Source organism: Psychromonas sp. psych-6C06, from assembly GCF_002835465.1.
In the GTDB taxonomy this organism is placed as follows: Bacteria; Pseudomonadota; Gammaproteobacteria; order Enterobacterales; family Psychromonadaceae; genus Psychromonas.
The window spans coordinates 480863-502944 of sequence record NZ_PIZM01000001.1 but is presented as its reverse complement, the minus strand read 5'-3'; the positions used below and the strand labels follow the sequence as shown (position 1 = coordinate 502944).

Annotated in this window: 25 protein-coding genes; 9 read left to right on the top strand and 16 right to left on the bottom strand. The window is 38.4% G+C overall.

The features are described 5' to 3' along the window. Nucleotides 1–62: 62 nt before the first annotated feature. The 9 genes from CW745_RS02270 to CW745_RS02230 all read right to left on the bottom strand — a co-directional run bounded on the left by CW745_RS02270 (nucleotide 63) and on the right by CW745_RS02230 (nucleotide 8490). Nucleotides 63–698, bottom strand: a complete 636-nt coding sequence (locus tag CW745_RS02270; protein WP_101106859.1) for a DUF2987 domain-containing protein — start codon at nucleotides 696–698, stop codon at nucleotides 63–65. A 1-nt stretch (nucleotide 699) separates the two neighbouring features. After that, a complete protein-coding gene (locus CW745_RS02265; RefSeq protein WP_101106857.1) occupies nucleotides 700–1512 on the bottom strand; it encodes a hypothetical protein in 813 nt (270 codons plus the stop codon). Nucleotides 1513–1567: 55 nt separating this feature from the next. Beyond that, nucleotides 1568–2296: a Sir2 family NAD+-dependent deacetylase gene (gene cobB / locus CW745_RS02260; protein WP_101106855.1), complete on the bottom strand. Its 729-nt coding sequence runs from the start codon at nucleotides 2294–2296 to the stop codon at nucleotides 1568–1570. Nucleotides 2297–2448: 152 nt separating this feature from the next. After that, a complete protein-coding gene (locus CW745_RS02255; protein WP_101106854.1) occupies nucleotides 2449–2757 on the bottom strand; it encodes an integration host factor subunit alpha in 309 nt (102 codons plus the stop codon). A gap of 3 nt (nucleotides 2758–2760) precedes the next feature. Continuing rightward, nucleotides 2761–5148, bottom strand: coding sequence for a phenylalanine--tRNA ligase subunit beta (pheT, locus tag CW745_RS02250; protein ID WP_101106852.1), 2388 nt, complete (start codon nucleotides 5146–5148; stop codon nucleotides 2761–2763). Nucleotides 5149–5160: 12 nt separating this feature from the next. Continuing rightward, nucleotides 5161–6141 carry a phenylalanine--tRNA ligase subunit alpha gene (gene pheS, locus CW745_RS02245; protein ID WP_101106850.1) on the bottom strand — a complete coding sequence of 327 codons (981 nt, stop codon included), beginning with the start codon at nucleotides 6139–6141 and terminating at the stop codon, nucleotides 5161–5163. A gap of 311 nt (nucleotides 6142–6452) precedes the next feature. Continuing rightward, on the bottom strand, nucleotides 6453–7064 hold the full coding sequence (locus tag CW745_RS02240; protein ID WP_101106848.1) for a fumarylacetoacetate hydrolase family protein: 612 nt from the start codon (nucleotides 7062–7064) through the stop codon (nucleotides 6453–6455). 38 nt (nucleotides 7065–7102) lie between these two features. Then, complete coding sequence (locus CW745_RS02235) at nucleotides 7103–7393, bottom strand: PilZ domain-containing protein (RefSeq protein ID WP_101106846.1); 291 nt, start codon at nucleotides 7391–7393, stop codon at nucleotides 7103–7105. Nucleotides 7394–7467: 74 nt separating this feature from the next. Further along, nucleotides 7468–8490, bottom strand: coding sequence for a GGDEF domain-containing protein (locus CW745_RS02230; protein ID WP_101106844.1), 1023 nt, complete (start codon nucleotides 8488–8490; stop codon nucleotides 7468–7470). Nucleotides 8491–8825: 335 nt separating this feature from the next. On the opposite strand from CW745_RS02230, the gene CW745_RS02225 reads away from it, so the two are divergent. Beyond that, nucleotides 8826–10181: a YjiH family protein gene (locus CW745_RS02225; protein WP_238596653.1), complete on the top strand. Its 1356-nt coding sequence runs from the start codon at nucleotides 8826–8828 to the stop codon at nucleotides 10179–10181. Nucleotides 10182–10191: 10 nt separating this feature from the next. Beyond that, nucleotides 10192–10788: a MarC family protein gene (locus tag CW745_RS02220; protein WP_101106842.1), complete on the top strand. Its 597-nt coding sequence runs from the start codon at nucleotides 10192–10194 to the stop codon at nucleotides 10786–10788. Nucleotides 10789–10795: 7 nt separating this feature from the next. Here the strand turns inward: CW745_RS02220 and CW745_RS02215 are convergent, their stop codons facing one another. Next, nucleotides 10796–11560 (bottom strand): SDR family oxidoreductase, encoded by a 765-nt coding sequence (locus CW745_RS02215; RefSeq protein WP_101106841.1) that lies wholly within the window; start codon nucleotides 11558–11560, stop codon nucleotides 10796–10798. A gap of 10 nt (nucleotides 11561–11570) precedes the next feature. Continuing rightward, entirely contained in the window at nucleotides 11571–12656 is a 1086-nt protein-coding gene (gene dinB, locus CW745_RS02210) for a DNA polymerase IV (RefSeq protein ID WP_274521219.1), read from the bottom strand. Nucleotides 12657–12818: 162 nt separating this feature from the next. On the opposite strand from dinB, the gene CW745_RS02205 reads away from it, so the two are divergent. Then, nucleotides 12819–13178 (top strand): DUF2750 domain-containing protein, encoded by a 360-nt coding sequence (locus CW745_RS02205; RefSeq protein ID WP_101106839.1) that lies wholly within the window; start codon nucleotides 12819–12821, stop codon nucleotides 13176–13178. On the opposite strand, the gene CW745_RS02200 is transcribed toward CW745_RS02205, so the two are convergent. Next, on the bottom strand, nucleotides 13175–14629 hold the full coding sequence (locus CW745_RS02200; RefSeq protein WP_101106837.1) for an HDOD domain-containing protein: 1455 nt from the start codon (nucleotides 14627–14629) through the stop codon (nucleotides 13175–13177). The genes CW745_RS02205 and CW745_RS02200 overlap by 4 nt on opposite strands. 150 nt (nucleotides 14630–14779) lie before the next feature. Here CW745_RS02200 and CW745_RS02195 point away from each other — a divergent pair, with 150 nt between their 5' ends. The 3 genes from CW745_RS02195 (at nucleotide 14780) to CW745_RS02185 (ending at nucleotide 16689) form a co-directional block, all read left to right on the top strand. Then, nucleotides 14780–15292 carry an RNA methyltransferase gene (locus tag CW745_RS02195; RefSeq protein ID WP_101106835.1) on the top strand — a complete coding sequence of 171 codons (513 nt, stop codon included), beginning with the start codon at nucleotides 14780–14782 and terminating at the stop codon, nucleotides 15290–15292. 200 nt (nucleotides 15293–15492) lie between these two features. Next, a complete protein-coding gene (locus CW745_RS02190) occupies nucleotides 15493–15801 on the top strand; it encodes a DUF496 family protein (protein WP_101106834.1) in 309 nt (102 codons plus the stop codon). A gap of 120 nt (nucleotides 15802–15921) precedes the next feature. After that, the gene (locus CW745_RS02185) at nucleotides 15922–16689 is read left to right on the top strand and encodes a 4'-phosphopantetheinyl transferase superfamily protein (RefSeq protein WP_101106832.1); all 768 of its coding nucleotides are present in this window, start codon (nucleotides 15922–15924) and stop codon (nucleotides 16687–16689) included. A gap of 352 nt (nucleotides 16690–17041) precedes the next feature. On the opposite strand, the gene CW745_RS02175 is transcribed toward CW745_RS02185, so the two are convergent. Both CW745_RS02175 and CW745_RS02170 read right to left on the bottom strand, forming a co-directional pair. Beyond that, nucleotides 17042–17608, bottom strand: a complete 567-nt coding sequence (locus CW745_RS02175) for a glutathione S-transferase family protein (protein ID WP_101106828.1) — start codon at nucleotides 17606–17608, stop codon at nucleotides 17042–17044. An 85-nt stretch (nucleotides 17609–17693) separates the two neighbouring features. Beyond that, on the bottom strand, nucleotides 17694–18341 hold the full coding sequence (locus CW745_RS02170; protein WP_101106826.1) for a YdcF family protein: 648 nt from the start codon (nucleotides 18339–18341) through the stop codon (nucleotides 17694–17696). 166 nt (nucleotides 18342–18507) lie between these two features. On the opposite strand from CW745_RS02170, the gene CW745_RS02165 reads away from it, so the two are divergent. Further along, nucleotides 18508–19047: a TrmH family RNA methyltransferase gene (locus CW745_RS02165; protein WP_101106824.1), complete on the top strand. Its 540-nt coding sequence runs from the start codon at nucleotides 18508–18510 to the stop codon at nucleotides 19045–19047. A gap of 18 nt (nucleotides 19048–19065) precedes the next feature. On the opposite strand, the gene CW745_RS02160 is transcribed toward CW745_RS02165, so the two are convergent. Then, nucleotides 19066–19761: an NAD(P)H-binding protein gene (locus CW745_RS02160; RefSeq protein ID WP_101106822.1), complete on the bottom strand. Its 696-nt coding sequence runs from the start codon at nucleotides 19759–19761 to the stop codon at nucleotides 19066–19068. Between the two features lie 180 nt (nucleotides 19762–19941). On the opposite strand from CW745_RS02160, the gene CW745_RS02155 reads away from it, so the two are divergent. Beyond that, nucleotides 19942–20400 carry a hypothetical protein gene (locus CW745_RS02155; protein ID WP_101106819.1) on the top strand — a complete coding sequence of 153 codons (459 nt, stop codon included), beginning with the start codon at nucleotides 19942–19944 and terminating at the stop codon, nucleotides 20398–20400. 22 nt (nucleotides 20401–20422) lie between these two features. After that, nucleotides 20423–21322 carry a YvcK family protein gene (locus CW745_RS02150; protein ID WP_101106817.1) on the top strand — a complete coding sequence of 300 codons (900 nt, stop codon included), beginning with the start codon at nucleotides 20423–20425 and terminating at the stop codon, nucleotides 21320–21322. 78 nt (nucleotides 21323–21400) lie between these two features. Here the strand turns inward: CW745_RS02150 and CW745_RS02145 are convergent, their stop codons facing one another. Next, nucleotides 21401–21886, bottom strand: coding sequence for a VOC family protein (locus CW745_RS02145; protein WP_101106815.1), 486 nt, complete (start codon nucleotides 21884–21886; stop codon nucleotides 21401–21403). Nucleotides 21887–22082 lie beyond the last annotated feature (196 nt).

The window sequence follows — 22082 nt, the reverse complement described above, 5'->3', positions numbered from 1 at the left end:
ACTTAATCAATTCCACCTCAGATAAAAAGTACGCATTGTTAGTTTGAATATAAATTTATACGTTATTTAACAATCCAAGGTGTGATACGTAGCACCTGATAAGGAATTAATTCTGTCACTTGCGTTGCGTTTATTCGCTTATTGCTAATCAAAAGGTCGCCGTTATCTGCAACGCTGTAACCGAGTTTCAACGCGCTATCAGCGCTGATTGGAGAGGCTAATTTAAAGCGAAGTCCTTGATAAGTTGGTAAGAAATAACGGCCAATCATGCCGGCATTTTTTCGCAGTACCCCTTCAAGTTGTTCGCTTATAAGAGTTAGTTTTGCAAATGTCAAAGCATCTAATTGTGATTCTTTTGCCATTAGAGTGACTTGTAATGCACAGTTTTGATTTTCCGCAGTAGTAACATAGATAACCCCACCATCTTTACGGTGCTGATCGGAAAAGAAAGGTAATAAACGCCCTTCTGATTGGAACTCAATCGGATCTCTTTTCTCATCAACTACTAACTCTGCTTTTTTAATTGTGCAACTCTCACCCGATGGCTGCACTAGATAAAATGCGGTAGTAACATCTTGATAATCTAATTTATAAAGTGTTTTCATGTAGCCAAAAAACAAAGAGTAATCGAGTTTTAAGGTAGATGAAAATGCATTTTGGCTTACGAAAATTGAAATAAATAGCAATAAAAATCGCATTTTAGGCCTCGAAATCAGTGTTATTTTTTGAATCATCATTGTTCGAATTTTGTTCGGTAGATGAATCATTTTGATCAGTATTTTCTGTCACTTCAGTCGCAACTACGCCTACGCCACACATTTGGCGATACACGATTCCCATAATATTAAAATAGAAAGGAATAAAGAAAAACAGGCCAATACCTGATGGTAAAATAGCAATAAAGCCAAGTAAACCAAGTGTCATAAATAGGAAAGTGAACTGACGAAGGTTTTTATTAATGAGCTTAAAAGATAATTTTATTGCAAGTTGAGGGGCAATTTTTTTCTCTGCAATCAGTGGGTAGACCATACAGAATGCCATGTTTAAATACAGCATTACAATGATTGAAAGTTGTAAACCAATATCCCCTAACAACTGGCTAAGTAAAACACTTGAAACATAAACAATGATATTAATAATCACACTGCCTAAAGCCAATTTTAAAATAATATTAAAGAAATTAAATAGATCCATAGAGCGCGTTTTAATACCAATCGCATGATGAATCCCCATCATTTGTAAGCCTGTCACCAAAGGCGTCACAATAAAGGAGCTAAAAATAAAATTAACAATAGTTTGATTGGTATCACTCAGGCTTGATAATGCTTCGAAGCTAAGTGTATAGAGCAGAGCAACAATCGCGACCGTCACCAAACAAGCAACAATCAAGGGCAAAAAATGTTTACGAGTGATGACAAATGCATCTTTGAAGAGTTGTTTAAAGTCGAGGGTGTAACCTTCGGTGAGTGATTTTTTAAGATCACCCCCTAATACAAAATGGGTTTTGTTCATAACAAGCGACAGGCCTTAATAGTTAATAAGCCCACATTGTAACGAATTTTAGCGTTTATGCTAATGATTTAGCTGACAAAAGCTTATCGACGATAAGTGGTACAACTTGTGTCGCTTTACCCTGTTCAATTTTATCAAAATGGCTATGAATTTCACTCGCTTCTAGATTCACTTCGATGGAATAAGCCCCTACACTTTTAGCTTCTTCCACGAAGCCGGCAGCAGGGTAGACCGTGCCAGAGGTGCCAATTGCAATAAACAGATCTGCCTGAGAAAGGTGATGGTAAATAATATCTAAACCGAGTGGCATTTCCCCAAACCAAACAATATGCGGTCTAAGGTTTTCAGGGTACTGGCAACAGTGACAAAGATCATTATTACTCATATCATCTAACCAATTAATCACTTGATTGGTTTTCGGGCAACGTGCTTTTAATAACTCACCATGCATATGAATCACATTTTTAGAACCCGCCTGTTCGTGTAAATTATCAATATTTTGCGTCACTAATAAAAACTCGCCTTGAAAATTTTCCTCTAATTCCGCTAAAGCATAGTGAGCAGCATTAGGTTCAACATCACCAGTACAAAAGTCTTTACGACGTTTATTATAGAAATCTAACACCAGTTCTGGATTTTTTTTATAGCCTTCTAATGTAGCAACATCCTCCAGCTTATACTTTTCCCATAAACCATCTTTGTCTCGAAATGTACGAATACCTGATTCAGCAGAGACGCCTGCACCAGTGAGTACCACGATTTTTTTATATTGATTTAAAGGCAAAAGGTTCCCCTTATATAAATGTTAAATTTGTTAAATAATGGCATTTATTGTAGGGAAATTAGGAAAAAAAGATGCGTCACAGTTCATAAAAAAAATGCATAAAAAAAGCCGCAATGCGACTTTTTTAACAGTTTGAAAATTTAACTAGAAAATTATCCGTTTTGAGGTGTGTCGGGTAAATTTTCTTCGACTAACTCTTTGAGCTTTTGCCCCGCTCTAAATGTTACAACGCGTCGTGCTGCAATTGGAATATCTTCACCGGTTTTCGGGTTACGACCAGGGCGTTCACTTTTATCTTTAAGCTCAAACCCACCAAAGCCAGAGATTTTAACGGGCTCTCCATTGGCTAAGGTCGATTTGATCTCTTCAAAAAAGGACTCAACAAACTCTTTTGCGTCTCGTTTGCTTAGACCTACTTCTTGTGATAAATGTAGCGCTATTTCAGCTTTAGTCAGTGCCATAAATTATTCTCTCAAAGATGCATTAAACTCTTTAGAAACCGCTTCTACAATAGCGTTAACACTATCAGCAATCTCCTGCTCTTCTAAAGTGCGCGTCGTGTCTTGTAAGATTAAACCTATTGCTAAGCTTTTATTACCTTCAATTACGCCTTGCCCTTCATATACGTCAAATAAGTTTAAGCCAACTAATTGGGTTCCGCCAATTTTATCTATAAATTTTAAGACCTTACCTGCATCAACCTTTTTATCTACAACAAAAGCTAAATCTCGATGGTTTGCAGGGAACTTAGATATATCGCCCGCCTCTGGCAATTGGCGTGTACTAATTGCATCGAGCAGGACTTCAAATACGATTGGCGTACCTTTAATTGCAAAAGGCTTAACATGGTTTGGATGCAATGCACCAATGTAACCGATGTGCTTACCATTGCGGTATATGCCAGCCGACTGTCCTGGGTGAAGTGCACTGTGTGTTTCAGCTTTAAATTCAAAATTAGTGCTATCAACACAAAGGTCTAAGACACTTTCTAAATCTGCTTTTAAGTCAAAAAAATCAACATTACGAGATTCGAGATCCCAGTGTTGCTCGTTCAAATTGCCAATAATTACACCGGCTAACATTGCTTGTTGATTAATACCATTTTCGGCATTTTCATCTTTAACAAAACGTAAACCGGTTTCAAACAAACGCACTCGTGGCTGTTGACGCTTTTGGTTTTTAGAAACACTCTCTAATAAACCTGTTAATAAGCTCACACGCATCGCTGACATATCTTTAGAGATTGGATGTGGCAGAATCAATGCATCCGCTTCAGGGTGCAGTTTTAATTGCTTGTCAGGGTCAACAAAGCTATACGTGATCGCTTCATTAAATTCACGGTTTACTAATACATCACGAATTTTAGAAAGTTTCAGTGCAGCTTCATTGTGCGCGGGCATTGTTAATGCAGCCTGTGGAGCAATATTCGGAATATTGTTATAACCGTATACACGCGCAACTTCTTCAATTAAGTCTTCTTCAATTTCCATGTCGAAACGATAAGTTGGCGCCACCACGGTCCAGCTGTTTTCTGTTGTTTCAACGTCACAACCGAGCTGCGTCAGAATCTCTGTTACACGCGCATCTTCTACAACATGACCAATTAAACGATCTAATTTAACGCGTGTTAGAGTAATGGTTGCCTGCTTAGGTAGGTTTTCATTACTAACAGCTTCTGTAATTGGGCCAACCGAACCACCACAAATTTCAACCAATAACTGCGTCGCACGTTCCATTGCTTTAGCTTGTAAAACGGGGTCAACACCACGCTCGTAACGATGAGAAGCATCGGTATGTAAACCATAGCTACGTGCACGACCTGCGATTGCAAGCGGTGCAAAAAATGCACTTTCAAGGAAGATATCCGTTGTGCCCTGTTGCACACCAGAGTCCTGACCACCAAAAATACCCGCCATTGCTAGCGCTTTAGATTGATCTGCAATCACTAAAGTGTCGGCATTTAATTTAACTTCTTTGCCATCTAACAATGTTAGTTTTTCATCTTGCTCTGCAAGGCGCACTTCAATGCCACCTTCGAGTTTAGTAAGATCAAAGGCGTGCATTGGATGACCAAACTCAAGTAATACATATTGCGTGATATCAACCACTGCATCGACACTGCGCACACCACAACGACGCAGTTTTTCAACCATCCAAAGTGGCGTTGCAACATCTTGATTAATGCCTTTAATAACACGGCCAAGGTAACGAGGACATGCTTGTGGCGCTTGCAGATTAATAGCAACTGTATCATCAATTGAAACGGCAACATTTTCCCATGTTGGCTCAGTTGCTGAAATAGCGTTTAAAACGCCCACTTCACGCGCAAGGCCCGCGATACCTAAACAGTCTGCACGGTTTGCCGTTAAATCAACATCAATCGTCACATCGTCAAGTTGCAGGTATTCACGCACACATTGACCAATTGGCGCATCTAAAGGTAATTCAATGATACCCTCTGCACTTTCTGCCATGCCCAGCTCAGATTCACTACATAACATGCCAAATGATGGCTGTCCGCGTAGTTTTGCTTTTTTAATTTTAAAATCACCTGGTAATACAGCACCCACTACCGCAACAGCTACTTTAAGACCTAAACGACAGTTCTTTGCACCACATACGATATCGATTAATTCATCTTCACCGATATTGATTTTTGTTACCTGTAGTTTGTCTGCATCTGGATGCTGGCCACATTCAACCACTTCACCGACAAGTACTTTTGTAAATTCACCAGCAACGGCATCAACGTCATCAACTTCAAGGCCGGCCATCGTAATTTGGTGTTGTAAATCTGCACTGCTAATTTCTGGGTTAACCCACTCGCGTAACCAAGCTTCACTAAATTTCATTATTTTTAACCCTTATTTGAATTGCTTGAGGAAACGAAGATCGTTTTCAAAGAAAGAACGTAAATCATTTACGCCGTAACGAAGCATTGTTAAACGCTCGATACCGATACCAAAGGCAAAACCTGAATATTTTTCTGGATCAACGCCCATTGCTTTTAATACGGTTGGGTGGACCATGCCACAGCCAAGAATCTCTAACCAACCGTTCTTACCTTTCACGTCAACTTCTGCAGAAGGCTCTGTGAATGGGAAGTAAGAAGGACGGAAACGGATCTCTAAATCTTCTTCGAAGAAGTTATGTAAGAAGTCGTTTAAAATACCTTTAAGTTGTGCAAAGCTCACGTTTTCAGCGATCATTAAGCCTTCAACTTGGTGGAACATTGGCGTATGAGTTTGATCGTAATCGTTACGGTACACGCGTCCTGGCGAGATAATACGTACAGGAGGCTCTTGAGTTTCCATTGTACGAATCTGTACACCTGATGTTTGTGTACGTAATACTAAATCAGGATTAAAATAAAACGTATCGTGATCAGCACGGGCAGGATGATGCGGTGGAATATTAAGTGCATCAAAGTTATGGTAACCATCTTCAACTTCAGGACCATCTTTGACTTCAAACCCTAATTCACTGAAAAATTCAACAATACGTTCAGTTGTGCGCGTAACAGGGTGAATGTTACCGAGTGGCGCACCACGACCTGGCAGTGTTACATCAATCGTTTCCTGTGCTAGCTTGGCATTTAACGCTTCTGTTTCAAAAGCTTGTTTACGAGCAACGAGTACTGCTTGAATCGCTTGTTTGGCTTTGTTAATCATCTGACCTGCAGCAGGTTTTTCGGCAGGTGGTAATTTACCTAACCCTTTCATCTGTTCAGTCATGATCCCTTTCTTACCTAAATATTGTAAGCGGATCTCTTCTAATTCATTGCCATCAACGGCGTTTTCTATCTGTTGTTGCGCATTAGCAACGATTTCATCAAGGTGCTGCATGGGTTTTTATCTCGATTAATATAGCAAATGTATTAAATAACTGATTGTTTGCAAATGTTAACAATGGCATTTACCACACGGTAAATGCAATACAGAATATTTTTAACATTGAAATTTCAAATCACAAATTTAATACATTTGCTATTACATAAAAAAATAGTGCGTAATTTTACGCAAATCAGAGAGATAAGGCTAGCCCTGTTATGTTACGAAAAGGGGAAAAAGGCGAAAAAAGCGATGAAAAATGGTGTGTTTTCAAAATGAAATGCGAATAATCTTAAAGAGGTGAATATTCGCAACTGTCTCTCTGATTATAATACGGTCCAATGTTGTTCAAGTAACAACTTATCGTTGTAAAAAACTTGTCCCTTAAATCGGTCACCTTTGTGAGCGACACCCACCCCTTTTGGGGTACCTGTCATTAAAATATCTCCATCTTCAAAGCGCATAAACGTACCTACTTCATCAATAATCTCTTCGGGTTTATTGATCATCAATGGGTAATTTGCATGTTGCGTTTCAAGATCATTGATAAATAATCGCATTGACAATGAAGTAACATCTCCAGTGAACGGAATAAAAGGGCTAAATACCGCGGAATTATCAAACGCTTTTGCACGTTCCCAAGGTAATCCTTTATTTTTCAGCGCAGACTGTATACCGCGTTTAGTCATATCTAAGCCAACACCTACAGCCGATATTTTGTTATCGGTAATAACAAAGGAGATCTCCGCTTCGTAATGAATGGGCTCTTCGACATTACTAATAATAACATCTGAAATAGCAGAATTAGGTTTTATAAAAAACACCATCTGCTCAGGAATCTCATTATCAAGCTCTACAATATGCTCAACATAATTACGCCCAATACAAACAACCTTTGAAGGATATATACTCTTTTCTTCGATCTGAATTTTATTCATTTTTGTCTCTTCTGAGTTGGTACTTTGATAGGAAAAAATTAATAGATGGCAACAAATTCTAGCGCGACAACAAAACCACTCTCAATAGGCTGTACACGAATAACATCAGCGTCCACATTTAACGCCGGAAAATGGGCATCGGCATCATCAAAGCGTACCGCAATTTCATCGTGTAATTTCAGGGGGTTACTTTCTAGATACAGTGACATCCCTTCGGTATTCACGTCTTTACATTCAACCCATTGATCATGACCATTATGAGTTATCAATACTTTTGAAGTAAAACTCAAACGCTCAAAAGTGCGCCTTTCCTGTTGAGTTAAATGCACAGTTCCTCCTACAAATTAATAAAAAACAATCATAACGCTGTTATCGGCAGGAGTGAATAAAATATGAGTAATAATTACAGCATTGGTAATACTCGGTTTCTTCCTAGCCGCTTAGCTTCATATAAATACTTATCAGCACGAGCAATAAAACTAGTTAATGACTCTTCTTGTTGAAATTCTACAACGCCGAATGAAAGAGTGATATTTTTAATCGTTTGCCCTGAACGCTTATCTTTTAAACTTAACTTTTCAATCATTTTACGTATCGTCTCCGCCATATGGCGAGCAATTCGAAGTTTGCTTTTAGGGACTAAAATTACAAACTCTTCTCCTCCAAAGCGATACGCTGTTGAACCTTCACGCATACAATCATTGAGTTTTCGCCCTACCGCTTTCAAAACTTGATCGCCCAGTAGATGTCCCCATTGATCATTAAACATTTTAAAATGATCAATGTCAGCCAATATTAAACAGAGTCCATCAGCTTTCGAATCTAGAAAAACAGAAATCTCAGAGTCAAAAGCATGCCGATTAAGCAACCCAGTTAATGAGTCATACAACGCTTGTTTTTGACTTTTTTCTAACTGAGCTTTGAGTGAAGCAATCTCTCCTCTTGCACTCTCTAAACTGGCAGAAAAAAATGAAGTCGATCGCTGTATATTTTTAGAATCTCCTTGGAGCTTCTTCAACAGCCCAATCACCTCTTCAACTGACAAGCCATTATCATCGACATTATTAATATCATCAAAAGTTTGTGCAAAAGACTTTTGAAAATCATTAGTATCTTTACACGTATCCGTCAATGACTGCCCTAACTGAATAAGCATTTTATCAATACTATTTCGCATCGCCCAAGTTTCTGATTCCGTTTGATCTGCCACAAACTCACGATATAAAACGTTCGCCTGTGCAGGCGGACAAACTTCACTATTTTCTAAAAGGCTATCGAGTTTTTCATTTAATAGAGGCAATTCATCGGAAACGTAGGTGTACCATAAGGCGTAGTTTAATGGAGTGGTTGGCACTTTATATTTCATCATCAGTGGCACAGCTTTTTTAAGATTTTCCGCTGATCGAATAAGTAAATTACTGCTCATAATATCCCTATTTTTTGTTAGGTTAGGATCTGTTGAATGAAATGGATAACGCTTGTTAACCCTGTTTAATAATTTTTCGCCTATTGATTTGCAATAACTTAACGACATAGTAAAAACGTTGCATGAATAGTCGACAAATTACTGCAACGAATAAACTCTAATAATCAACAGCCATTAACAGCATAGCGCGAATAAAATTGCTTGTTGAAAATTTTTAAACATTCATTGATCTTTGCCAGTTTCCGCCCATTTACAATTTTAAATAAAGTAAGTACCCTGCGCGTTCAAAGAAAAGCCCCTGCTTTTCTCAAAAATTCAATTGCCAAGGTACTCCTGTGCAGAATATAAAAACACACAATTTACAGACAATATTAACTTTTATTGTGCCCTCACTTATCGGCTTAATTTTGTTTATGATGCCAATCAGCTATGAAGGTAACATCACTATCCCAATCGCTATCGTTGCTAAAACATTACAAAGTTTACTAGGTAGCAGTTTACCCCTAATCGTAACAGTAGTTGTCTTATTTACGGCGTTAATGACAACTGCTCACAAAGTTGCTTCCTTCAAGTGGATTAACGACAGCACCTTCTTTAGAGGACTATTTGATGTTTCACCTGTATGGTTTGCTGTTAGGATTATTGGGGCAGTTTTTATTGTATTAACATACTTACAGATTGGCCCAGAAATGATTTACTCGGGTGGCACTGGCGCACTGGTATTAAATGATCTTCTACCAGTATTATTTTGTGTGTTTATCTTCGCAGGATTGCTGCTTCCTCTGTTGCTTAATTTTGGCTTACTGGAATTATTTGGCACCCTACTCACCAAAATAATGCGCCCTATTTTTAACTTACCTGGGCGAAGTGCTATTGATTGCATGGCCTCTTGGTTAGGAGATGGTAGTGTCGGTATTCTTATGACTAGCAAACAGTACGAAGCTAAGTTTTACACACAACGTGAAGCTGCTATTATAGGTACTACTTTTTCAGCGGTGTCTATTACTTTTTCATTAGTTGTTATTTCACAAGTGAAATTAGAACACCTCTTTTTACCCTTTTACCTTGCTGTTTGTATGGCCGGCGTAGTGGCTGCGATTATTGTGCCTAAGTTACCACCGTTATGTTGGAAAAAAGACAACTATATCGACGAAACCCCACGAGTCAAAAATTCAGAAATGACGCCACAAGGCCATAACATTTTTTCATGGGGGCTTGAACAGGCACTATTAAAAGCGTCAAAAAGTCATGGTGTCACACACACTTTAAAAGACGGCTTAAAAAACGTTATTGATATGGTATTTGGTGTCTTACCGGTTGTGATGGCAATGGGAACCATCGCGTTAATCATTGCTGAATACACACCTATTTTTGCTTACTTGGGCTACCCATTTATCCCTATTTTAGAATTACTACAAGTCCCAGAGGCAGCACTTGCATCACAAACTATTGTTGTAGGATTTGCTGATATGTTTATTCCCTCTATTCTTGCTACATCAATAGAATCAGATATGACTCGTTTCATTATTGCCGCGATGTCAGTGACACAATTAATTTATATGAGTGAAGTAGGCGCATTGTTATTGGGTAGTAAAATCCCCGTTAACATCGTTGAATTGTTTGTTATTTTTATTTTACGTACCTTGGTTACCTTGCCGGTTATCTCAGGGTTTGCGCACCTCATTTTTTAAGGAATAAAATATGGATATGTCAGCATACCTGCATGCGATGACAGCATTGTTTGTCATCATCGACCCCATCGGGGCCGCACTTATTTTTAACTCTTTGGTTAATGATGGAGACAAAAAATACCGATATGTGATGGCAAGCAAAGCGATAATCATCAGTGGATTAACCCTAATTCTTTTCGGAAATTATGGTGAAACTTTGTTTTATCATCTCGGTATTAGCATAAACTCATTGCGTATCTCTGGTGGCTTACTGCTGTTCTACACTGCCTTTCAAATGATCACATCTGATGTTAATTTCAGTAATACAGGCGAGCAAAGAGATATATCTGTATTTCCGATGTCGATTCCTTTATTGGCAGGCCCAGGCACATTGACGCTTGCACTGCTACTGTTTTCACAGGAAAGCGACACAGAAGGAACCATCGCGGTATCGGCTGCAATCATATCTACATTATTACTCACTTTTGTACTTATGATCATTTCTAAAAATCTAAAAAAAGTAATAGGCAAAACAGGCGATGAAATTTTAAAACGTTTCCTTGGCGTTGTATTAGCCGCGCTTGCAATTCAGTTTATTTATGATGGCATCAGCAACCTGACTCAATAGATGACGATCATTTTTGGATTTGAAACGCAAGTTTACGGGTAATTGAACGGGGTAATAGCTTTACTATGATTACCCCTATTTTGTTTATTAGCCCAGGAATGGCAATCGCTTTATGCCTATTTTTTAAAGCGAATGAGACTACGGCTTGTTTCTCCATCACACGCATTTTAAATACTAACGAATCAGACATTCCAGCAATCTGAGCGAATTCGGTCTTAGTCGCACCAGGGCATAACGCACTCACTTGTATCTGCCCTTTTAGCTCTTCATGTAGCGCTTCACTAAATGAAAGGACAAAGGCTTTACTGGCATAATAGATTGCTAAATTGGGTCCAGCTTGAAAAGCGGCTGTTGAAGCAACATTAATAATAAACGTATTTTTTTGTTTTTTCAGATAAGGGATAAAGGCATGTGTTAAGCGGGTGAGGCACAGAATGTTTACTTGAACCATATCTCGCTGGCGATCCTCACTCAGTTCAGCAAAAGCTCCTCGAGCGCCAAAACCAGCATTATTGATCAATCCAACAAGCTCGATCTGCTGTAAATCAACAAAATTATTTATACTTTGTGTTGCAGACTCTTCGTTCAAATCCAGTGCAAGAGTGAGACATTTTTGACGTGGAAATTTAAGCGTAATCGCTTTTTGTAACGCACTGAGTTTATCGGTTCGTCTCGCAACGAGAAGTAGGTTATAGCCGAGGCGAGCAAGTTGCCATGCAAACTCCTCTCCGATGCCTGCACTTGATCCTGTGACCAATACCGTATTTTGCATTGAATAACTCCTATTCTAATAGGTTTAATTGTACCGCTTTTTGTTGCTCTTTACGCGGAGCAAGCCCGACAGAAATTCCCATTAAACGAATCGGTTTAACCGGACTTTTGTGCAATAGATGATGTAATAATACCTTAAAAGAAGTGATGGATAACTCTGTCGATTGACGCTCTGTATTTTTAATACTGAAATCAGAAAACTTAATTTTAACGCCCATTTTTACAACCATCTTTTCATCGAGTATTTTTTGCAAGCGCTTTGTTAGCTCTTCAAATAATGGGATTAATTTTTCAGTACATTGTATTTCTCCTGAAATATCATAACTAAAGGTATGTTCTACAGCTAAGGATTTTCTCTCTCTAAAAGGCTGTACTTCACGACGATCGATACCTTGACTAAAGTCTAGCAATGCACCACCTAATTTTCCAAACTCCTTAAGCAACTTTGATTGTGGATATTGCTGTACATCGGCACAATAATATAGACCTTTGTCAGCTAATTTTTGTTGTGCTACTTTTCCAACTCCGGGGATTTTCTTTAATGGTAAGGTTTTAACAAAAGCGCTAATTTTATCGGGAGGAATAACACAGATACCATTAGGTTTGTTTTCATCGGAAGCAATTTTCGCCAGAAATTTTACCGATGCAACGCCTGCTGAAGCAGTAAGTTGTAGCTCTTCAAAAATTGTACGGCAAATATCCTGAGCAATATAGGTTGCAGATCCTTGAAACAGCTTACACTCACTCACATCTAGAAAAGCTTCATCAAGAGAAAGTGGCTCAATTAGATCAGTATACCGTTCGAAAATAGCACGTATCTGTTTCGAAATATCAACATAAACTTGCATCCGTCCCGGAATAATCACTAATTCTGGGCACAGTTGTTTTGCTTTATAGCTCGGCATTGCTGAACGTACACCGAAACGACGTGCTAAATAGTTACAGGTAGAAAGCACGCTCCGACGATCAACCTTGCCACCAATAGCCAACGGGATATCACGATATTCAGGATTATCTCGCATCTCAACAGCCGCATAGAAGCAATCCATGTCGATATGAATTATTTTTCGTTGTGGTTGAACTGTTAAATCGGACACATTAAAGCCTGTATATAAAAACAGCCTTTATTGTCAGTTATTTTTATAATTGATGCAAATATAATAAAATTGCAATGCTAAGCACGAATAAAGCAATAGCTCCTTTGACGCAAATCGGTGTACTATGCGTACATAATCGCTCCCATCATATAAGAGAATATTATGAACATTTCACAAATACTTGAATTATTTTTAAATGACGTAAAACCAACACAGAAACTTTGGGCGCTTCAAGATAGTGCAACACAAGACTGGGTCGTACTTGATTCAATTCAATTTGAAGAAACAGAGGTGATGCCTTTATGGTCAACACAAACGCTTGCCCAGGCACATTGTATTGATGAATGGAAAGACTATACTGCTACAGCTATCACATTGGCAGATTGGTTTGAGTACTGGGTAGATGATCTTTTAGCAGATAATGTGGTGATTGGTTTGAACTGGGCTGAAGAAACAAAGGATGACGTTGAAGTTGACCTTGCTGAACTAACGCAACGTTTAACTGAGATTGAAGCACTTTAACGAGGCGCTATAAAACTTAAACAGATGTTTAAATGTTCAATCAAAAAACAAAATTGTGAGAAGTCATCAGCGCTGATTTTCTCACATTCAGACAAATGCTGACCACTTACAATACCGATAATCTTATTATCCAATTTAACTGGTGCAAGGCATATTGTTCCACCAGCCACTAATTTTGTCAGTTCAATAGTGATATATGTTGACCATTTAGGATCTCTTGGGCTCTCCACAATAATCGCTTTATCCATTTCTAATACATGGCTAATCAGATTAACATTATTACTGATATGTAAACAGCGGTGTAATGTTTGTAAATTACCAGCTTTATCATAGCAACTACGAGCTTCTATTTTTTTCCTGTCTGCACTCAACATCCAAAAGACACAACGATCAAACCCTAAAGTAATTGCACTTTGTTGTAGGGTTAAAGTTAAATAGTCATTAATGTTATGGCTCTGTTTACATAACTGAGTCAAGCTTTTAACCGTCGTAAGTAAGGCCCTCTCTTTGCTTATTTCTAGCAGAAATGTACTAGAGACTGGATTAATAAAGTCACTCGCAACTGGCAAGGGTTTAATATGATGCTCTAATATCGATGCGCCATAAGCACTTAGCAGTTGGATAGCTAGCTCACGAGTTTGCTCAATGCGCTGTTTTAAAAACTTCACCTCAATTTTCATATTGACGCAGATACGCTTTAAAATATTATCAAATATCAGCTTATTTTCTGGAGGCTGAGAAATCGCTTCACTTAATTGATTTGCAAGGCTGATAGTTTGCATCTCGACGGTTCTTGACTCAGGTGAATCTAATGATTTAATTAACAGCTCCCCTAAATTCCATGTTTTAGCGAGGCCAATGCTCAACGCGTTAAAATCAAAAGACAATAATTGTTCACAACGCTGTTGGAATTTTTCAGAGGGTAAACCCGCTTCTTTTATTAGTATATTTGCACACTCATTTGGGGTACTCCAAAATGATGTCTCGCCAATGTTGTACATCATAGCCGCTAAATAGACTTGCTCTTGTGTATCTTCACTGTGATTAGGCACCATCATTTTAGCCAATAGGCCGGCATAAAAAGCATTTGCCATGAGCATCGTTAAACGATGATGGATTTCAGGTGATAAATTTTGACTTGCTAATAACCCCCCTAACACTTTTGATGTCAGGCAGATATTTTTTACTGCACGTATACCTAAAACAATGGCAGCGCGAGAAACGGTATTAACACGGGAAACGGCAATGCGAGGTGTATTGTTTACCACTTTTAACAGGCAAGAGGAAAGCCCTTGATCATGTAAAATCGCTTTACTTAAATAAGGAATAGAGGCCGTATCGTTATCGGAAAATTTATCTAACATGGTAGCCACTGAGGTGATAGCGGGTAACTCATTTTTTGATAAGATACGAACCCATTGTTGCTCGGTTCTTTTAATTTTAGCTACCATCGATTACCTCATATCAGCGCTTAATAAAGCGTAATACCTCAAAGGGAACTTCGCTAATCAACGAAAAATCAATGTTTGATGTTTTGCATAATTTTGCCACTCTCGTTAAAATATCAGCACATTTAATTGCATAAAAATATAAGAAATTCTATGACAAAGCAAAGCGTCACCATTGGATTAAGTGATCCTAAAAGTGCGACTAATGTAGGTGCAGTAATGCGTGCAGCAGGTTGCTATGAAGTTGATAGAGTCGTTTATACGGGAACTCGATACGATCGTGCCGTGAAGCTTAATACCGATACCAAAAAAGTAACGAGTACTATTCCGCTGACTCAACAAGCACAGCTACTGGATAATAAAAAAGATGATGTCAAAGTTATCTGTGTCGATCTCGTCGAAGGCGCAATTCCGCTACCTAGTTTCATCCACCCAGAGAAAGCGTTATATCTATTTGGCCCTGAAGATGGGACACTAAAACAGAGCCTAATCAACCAAGCAGATGCGGTGGTATATGTGCCAACTATCGGTTGTATGAACTTAGCCGCAACAGTGAATGTATTACTGTATGATCGGTTATCAAAATCAAAACAGTTCAATACTGATAACGAACTAATAAAGCGCAGTCGTGATAATAACAACCGAGTTAAGGTCCGCGATGCTTAACTGGAAGTGTTAATTAAACATGTCATGAATTATTAATAACAAATGCATTCACAAATAATTAAATTAATGATACAACACAATAATATTGCGATTAGCTGCTATTATTTTTAAAATAAAACAGCGTTATGCTTATCAATAGGTATAATAGAAAAGCAGGAAATAAGAACATAAAAAATACAATGATAAAAAAGGTATAACAAATGTCGAATGTACTTGAACTAGTAAAAAATACACGCCGTAAAAACAAATTAAAGCGTGAAATTCTCGATAACGATAAAAAGATTCGTGATAACCGTAAACGTGTTGAGCTATTAGGTAACCTAGTAGACTACATTACTGCAGACATGGATCAGAATGATATCAAAGCGATCATTAAAAACATGTTATGCGACTATGAAGATCGTGTTGATGATCATATCATCGTTGGTGCAGAGCTTTCTAAAGAGCGTCGTGAAGTGAATAAAAAAATTAATTCATTCAAACCTGCGACAGCACAACTTAAAAAGTAATTTTTTGCGCGATATGATGCATATACAAAGGGGGATTTATCCTCCTTTTTGCTATCTAGACTATTCCAGCTTAAAATTTTCACCCTCATATTTTACCCTATTATCCAGTCTAGGTTTTTAATGACAATAACGATTCCACTCAGTGAGAACGAAATCCACCTTTGGACTATCGATCCTAAACAGGTAAAGTTAACTCAGGGCCTACAGGGGTTATTAAGTCACGCAGAATCGGAAAAAGTAGATCGCTACCGAAATGACACCGCCAAACACACCGCTCTGGTCACTCGAATTTTTATACGATTGCTACTCTCAGAGTATGCGACGCTCTTGCCTGCAGACTGGCAATTTACAATCAGTAAACTTGGTAAACCAGAGCTCTATCAGGCTCCCCTACCACTGCGCTTTAATTTAAGTCATAACGATGAATTGATAGTCTGTGCACTTTGCCTTGATAAGGATATCGGTTGCGATATCGAAAATAGATTTCGAACAGTAAATGTTAACGCTATCGTCAAACGTTTTTTTTCCCGTCAGGAAGCTCAACGTATTATTGCGGCGCCAACTCGTTTTTTTGAATATTGGACATTAAAGGAAGCCTTTGTAAAAGCAACGGGCTTAGGGATCAGCCAAGGCTTAGATACTTTTAGCTTTGAGGTAAAAGAGGCTCACACATCGCATTTCAACGATAATATTAACCTCTCTTTTGTGCCTAAAGAAGAATTGACATCAAAACAACAATCACCCGAAGATTGTTATCAAGCACTGCTATTTCCAGATGATAAGCATTGCATTGGTTTATCTGTTCATGGGCAACAAAATAGTGACAATAAACCCACAATTCGTTTGATTTCAAATCAAAAAAGCAAGCAACTTTTTGATTCTTACTAGGGTCTGTTGATCTTTCAAGTTTATTTTTGCAACAATTTGTTGGCTATTTATACAAGGCTGAGCCTATGCCGTGTGGTTATTCCACATCAATAGGCGAAAACGCAGTAAAAATGGTCAACAAATGTTGCCCTTCGGGTTCAACACAACACGCTTTGCCCTGTGTTAGACGAAATTCGCTTAGAATGACTAAGCCACATCCCGTCTGCCTTGCTCAAAACGCGTTGTGTTGAACAAAATTTAAACGGCAAAGATCAACAGACCCTAGGGTAAAAGCCCCTGCACATGACTGCGTAAGCAATATTATTGCTTACGAAAAATTTAACAAGGCGCTGATCTTTTTTATTTGCGTTTATTAACCATCAATCGGCGGTGCCGTTTTAATAAAGTTTTTATCGGTACGTGCTACATCCAACAAACGGGTTAAATTAGTTAATGCTTTCAAGTTGATACGTTCACGATAAATGCCCCAATCTAAGAAACAAGCAAGTCGAATTAAACCATCAGATAGTGGCAACTGTGCATTAATCGGCGCTTCATTTAAGGCTTCAAGCCCTGATAATACCCGCGCTTTCTGACGTGAAAGGTACTGGCTTTGCTCCGCAGTGATATTATCAAACTTTTCTAGAAAGAAAATATTAACCGACGCGTCCATCACCGTATTGGTCATATTAAACAGTTCAAAATCAACAATATCAGCCATGAAGCCTGTACCCGATTTTTCGCGTAAGTAACGTAAAATTGAACTTGAATCTGTTAAGGTAAGATCACCATCCACTAACAACGGAACTTTTTTAGTCGGTGATATCGTTGCACTTTGTGTTGCATCCGTTTCTATAAATTCACAACTTAACTCGGTTTCTAGCAATGCGATACGACAATGGCGTACGAAGGGTGAGGTAAAGCTACCGTATATTTTCATATTTATCCTTTATTAAGTAACAGTGACAACTATAATTCTATCATTCTATATCATTGTGCTGTTATCCAGGTTTAATTTTTTATCGTTAAATCAGATGTTTGTTATAGCCCATTTCAACAAGTTGCTCAAAGGCAAGCCAAACATCATCGGGAATAGGTTGAGCGATTTGAAAACCTAATTTCGGGTATTCTCGAATGCGTTGTAAATCTCCTACCATTACATTGATCAGATCATCACGACTAATAATATCGTTGGGATAACATTTAAAATCAATTTGTGGCGAGGTGATCAACAGCGGTTGATCGGGTAAATATTGTCTGAATACAGCAAAGGCGCGTCGCTCCATAAATGGCTTTTGCACCACGATATACGATTGTGGACTCAACCCTTTTTCTGCTAATAGTGCCATGGTTAAACTGATATTTTCGCCAGTATTGGTGGCTTTATCTTCAATTAAGATTGCAGATTCAGGGACGCCCATCTCGATTGCTACTTTAGCAAAGTGTTCGGCTTCAGAGCAATCGAATAAGCCCTCGGTTAATTTTCCCACCGCCCCTGAGAAAATAAGCAATGGTGCGTATCCGGCTAAATAAAGCTCTGCACCACGCTCAGCGACACGGGTATCATTACTACCTAAGACAAAAATACAATCGCTTTTTTGTAACTCATGGTGCATCAAATGATAATCCCAAATGCGCTGTGTTAAGGTGTTCAGTAAACTCTCGGTTTTCATGGTAATAATCCTCCCCATAATGCACTTGGTAAAAATACAATCTAGCATCACATAAGCATGTCGATTTTTCCAATGATATATTTTTCTGTTGCCAGTAAATCAATGCAAACTAAGTCGGTACAGATGTTATGATGCCCCTTTATTTAAACCTATAAAGAAAGATGTGATGCCAGCCAAGATTCAATTGAGTAAAGAAGAGATAAGAGAAACAAAGCCAACACGTGAAACCTACCTAACTCAACCTAAAACGCCCTTAGTGCTGGTATTAGATCATGTAACCAACAGCTATAATGTGGGGGCATTTATTCGCTTAGCGGATGCCTTTGCCATTGAAAAAATAATTATCTGTGGGGAATTAACCATTTCCGATAAAAAATTAAAGAAAGCATCCAGAAATGAAGCGAAGTGGGTTCACATTGAATACAGCAATAGCACCACCAGCAGCTTACAAAATTTAAGAGATAATGACTACACTATTTTTAGCGTAGAGCTTTGCCAAACCTCAATCGATTACAAAACCGTTAGCTACCCTTCTCGAAGCGTATTAGTACTAGGCAATGAACGTAAAGGTGTCAGTGAAGCAGCCTTATCATTAAGCGATAATCTTATACATATTCCAATGCATGGAATGGGCAACTCATTAAACGTTTCTACCGCTGGTGCGATTGTATTAGCAGAATGTGCAAGCCAGATACGTAATCCCTAAGCCTAAAAATAGAGCAACTTAAGCGTTACAATTTGTCTCTATTAACGCCAGCATCTCTGTACGAAGATATCGCTTTACTCTTTTGTCCTCTGATTTATTAGGCATGCACGCAAGCTGCAGTATTGCATTAGCGACATCATTTGAAGCTATCAATTTATAATTCGTTAATCCAAAACTCATTAATGGGTTAACGATATTTAGCCCCCTTTGTAGCCATTTTTCATCACTGCGAGTTTGCTCCCGTAACCCCTTTAAAGGACCGGGCTGCATAAATGAAATTTTCGCCACCTTAAGATTTGAGACTGCCTCTTCCATATCCCCTTTACAACGCAAATAATGTGAAAACGCTTTGCTTGATGCACCAATCGATGAAACAACGATGATATGTTCGACTCCAACTTGTTGCATCTGTTTCGCCACTTTAATAACCAGCTCGACATCAATCGCACGTAATGCAGCTTTACTGCCTGCTTTTTTTAAGGTGCTCCCCAGTGTAATAATGCCTATTTTTAATTTACCTTCAATGGTTTGATTGTCAGGGAAAGTTAACGCGGGTGAAACCCATTGCGTTAATTTTTTGTGATCTGATTTAAGCGGGCGTCGAGATAGCGAATACAGTCGTTTAACTTTCTTGTTTGCAACTGCAAGTTTCAACGTTGCTTGACCAATAAGGCCCGTTGCTCCGGCTAAAATAAGTGTAATATCCTGTGACATAAACCTCCTATATGACCCAATGGCGTAAAACGTTGAGTGGCACAATCGAAGTGTGCATTGTAAATCAAATTGTGACAAAAAGTATTGTTCATGCCTCAAACGTGCAATAGCAGAATTTTTTCTTAAAAATACTGTTAAACTAATAACATATTATTAATAACCCCCTTCATAGGAACATCCATGCTCATCGTAGATTACCAAAGTAAAAGTTATCAACGTTTTTTAAACGATTTAGTCCAAATTAGTGCGCATAAATCTCGTTTTCTCGTCACTTTGAATGGTGGTAGTGAGCAAGATGTTGAAACGATTAGTTCAACCTTTAAGCAACTTACCCAGCATAAAATTCAACACTCTGATGCTATTTCTGCAAAAGCGCCCGATGAAGGCGTTGATAGTCTATTTATCACAGCACGCACAGAGCGTAATATTCTATTATTATCCAAGGCAGACCTATTGTTTGATAAAAAAACTGCCGTCAAAAATGCACATGAGCGTGATAATGGTTTTAATATAAATAATCTATTTAAAAATATTGCTAAGCATAACGGTATCGTGATGCTAGTAACCGAAGAGAAGCAAACGCTCAGTGCTTCTTTATCTACTAAAGTAGATCTATTAATTCGTTTTCCAAAAGCCTAATAACAAATTAAATGAGTCGCTTATGAATAAATACAAACACAAAAAAATTGTCGCAATTGGCGGTGGTCACGGTTTAGGGCGGATGTTAGCTGCTTTAAAAGGTTTTGGTAATAATGCCACAGGTATCGTGACAACCACCGATGATGGTGGCTCTACTGGGCGTATTCGAAATTGTCAGGGAGGGATTGCATGGGGAGATACACGTAATTGTATCAACCAGTTGATCACCACACCATCGATAGAGTCAATTATGTTTGAGTACCGTTTTAAAGGGACCGGTGAGCTTGATGGCCACAACTTGGGGAATTTAATGCTTACCGCGCTCGATAATCTCTCAGTACGACCGATGGAAGCAATTCAATTAATACGCAATATGCTAAAAGTAGAAGTGAATATTGTGCCAATGTCTGAGCACCCTTCTGACCTTAAGGCGTTAGCCAATAATGGTAAATGGGTACATGGTGAAACCAGCGTAGATGAGATGGAAGAAGACCTTCAACGCTTAGACTTAGAGCCTCAAGTACCCGCAACGCACGAAGCAATAGTTGCCATTGAAGAAGCGGATGCCATTATTCTTGGCCCAGGTAGCTTCCTAACTAGCATTATGCCCCCTCTATTATTACCTGAAGTGGGTAAAGCTATCTTTAATAATAAAAAAGCTAAGCTACTTTTTATTGAAAACCTCTCGCCTGAATATGGGCCAGCAGGAAGAATGGATATAAAGCAAAAACTGGAATGGTGTGAGCGCGCCTGTCAAGGTCGTAAAATCGATGTATTGATTGGCGAAACGCCACATGCAATTATCGAAGATCAATGGCATTTCTTTCAAGCAGACCTCGCCTCCGTAAATAGAGACTGGCGTCATGACAGAACAAAACTAATGCGCGCAATCATTGCCCAGTTTGAGCAATCAGAGTCATAAAGTCGGGCTTACTCAGAGGCAAATATCAGCGAAAATATTGACCAGAATATTTTCGCTTTTTGACGCCAAAGAGGCTAATTATTCATATTCAGAAGAGTACGTTTCTGAATATGAATGAGAATAAAGCTCAAAAAGATTACCAAATGGGTCTTCTAAATATACCATTTTATATGGCTTGTTATCATCTTCAGGGTGGTAGCGCATAATATCCATTCTCACTTTGCCACCAAATTTCTCAACACGTTCCATAACACCTTCAAAGTCATCCGTTTCTAAACAGTAATGAAAAATGCCAATTTTTGTAAAATCAACGTTATGACGTTCTTCACGCTCCTGCATCTCAAATAACTCAAAACCGATGCCATCTTTTGTTACCAAGTGGGCGATATTAAAACCTTTAAAGCCTTCGCCAAATACAGCGATGCACATAGCACCAATAGCGGTTTGTTTCTCTTCAACAACGGAAGACTTTTCCATCACCGTGTCAAGACCTAATGCTTTAGTGTAAAACTCAACCGCTACATCCATATCTCCGACCATTATACCAACATGACTCATTTTCATAATATTCTCTCTTTCAGTTTAAATGTGACTATTTATTTACTCTATGGGCTAAGTGTAAGTAGATTTAATAAAAACTTTAAATTATCGTTATTTATCATTTTAATAATTTTTTGTTATAATTAACTATTTCACTTTAAATCTATAAAGGCTATGTTGATGTGAACTTAAATCGTTAAACCTTCGTATAGTGTATATT

What these genes read in the sequence shown, in the direction of transcription:
- CW745_RS02270 (WP_101106859.1), bottom strand. Translation starts at nt 698, where the DNA reads ATGCGATTTTTATTGCTATTTATTTCAATTTTCGTAAGCCAAAATGCA.
- CW745_RS02265 (WP_101106857.1), bottom strand. Translation starts at nt 1,512, where the DNA reads ATGAACAAAACCCATTTTGTATTAGGGGGTGATCTTAAAAAATCACTC.
- CW745_RS02255 (WP_101106854.1), bottom strand. Translation starts at nt 2,757, where the DNA reads ATGGCACTGACTAAAGCTGAAATAGCGCTACATTTATCACAAGAAGTA.
- pheT (WP_101106852.1), bottom strand. Translation starts at nt 5,148, where the DNA reads ATGAAATTTAGTGAAGCTTGGTTACGCGAGTGGGTTAACCCAGAAATT.
- pheS (WP_101106850.1), bottom strand. Translation starts at nt 6,141, where the DNA reads ATGCAGCACCTTGATGAAATCGTTGCTAATGCGCAACAACAGATAGAA.
- CW745_RS02240 (WP_101106848.1), bottom strand. Translation starts at nt 7,064, where the DNA reads ATGAATAAAATTCAGATCGAAGAAAAGAGTATATATCCTTCAAAGGTT.
- CW745_RS02230 (WP_101106844.1), bottom strand. Translation starts at nt 8,490, where the DNA reads ATGAGCAGTAATTTACTTATTCGATCAGCGGAAAATCTTAAAAAAGCT.
- CW745_RS02220 (WP_101106842.1), top strand. Translation starts at nt 10,192, where the DNA reads ATGGATATGTCAGCATACCTGCATGCGATGACAGCATTGTTTGTCATC.
- CW745_RS02215 (WP_101106841.1), bottom strand. Translation starts at nt 11,560, where the DNA reads ATGCAAAATACGGTATTGGTCACAGGATCAAGTGCAGGCATCGGAGAG.
- CW745_RS02205 (WP_101106839.1), top strand. Translation starts at nt 12,819, where the DNA reads ATGAACATTTCACAAATACTTGAATTATTTTTAAATGACGTAAAACCA.
- CW745_RS02200 (WP_101106837.1), bottom strand. Translation starts at nt 14,629, where the DNA reads ATGGTAGCTAAAATTAAAAGAACCGAGCAACAATGGGTTCGTATCTTA.
- CW745_RS02195 (WP_101106835.1), top strand. Translation starts at nt 14,780, where the DNA reads ATGACAAAGCAAAGCGTCACCATTGGATTAAGTGATCCTAAAAGTGCG.
- CW745_RS02190 (WP_101106834.1), top strand. Translation starts at nt 15,493, where the DNA reads ATGTCGAATGTACTTGAACTAGTAAAAAATACACGCCGTAAAAACAAA.
- CW745_RS02185 (WP_101106832.1), top strand. Translation starts at nt 15,922, where the DNA reads ATGACAATAACGATTCCACTCAGTGAGAACGAAATCCACCTTTGGACT.
- CW745_RS02175 (WP_101106828.1), bottom strand. Translation starts at nt 17,608, where the DNA reads ATGAAAATATACGGTAGCTTTACCTCACCCTTCGTACGCCATTGTCGT.
- CW745_RS02170 (WP_101106826.1), bottom strand. Translation starts at nt 18,341, where the DNA reads ATGAAAACCGAGAGTTTACTGAACACCTTAACACAGCGCATTTGGGAT.
- CW745_RS02165 (WP_101106824.1), top strand. Translation starts at nt 18,508, where the DNA reads ATGCCAGCCAAGATTCAATTGAGTAAAGAAGAGATAAGAGAAACAAAG.
- CW745_RS02160 (WP_101106822.1), bottom strand. Translation starts at nt 19,761, where the DNA reads ATGTCACAGGATATTACACTTATTTTAGCCGGAGCAACGGGCCTTATT.
- CW745_RS02155 (WP_101106819.1), top strand. Translation starts at nt 19,942, where the DNA reads ATGCTCATCGTAGATTACCAAAGTAAAAGTTATCAACGTTTTTTAAAC.
- CW745_RS02150 (WP_101106817.1), top strand. Translation starts at nt 20,423, where the DNA reads ATGAATAAATACAAACACAAAAAAATTGTCGCAATTGGCGGTGGTCAC.
- CW745_RS02145 (WP_101106815.1), bottom strand. Translation starts at nt 21,886, where the DNA reads ATGAAAATGAGTCATGTTGGTATAATGGTCGGAGATATGGATGTAGCG.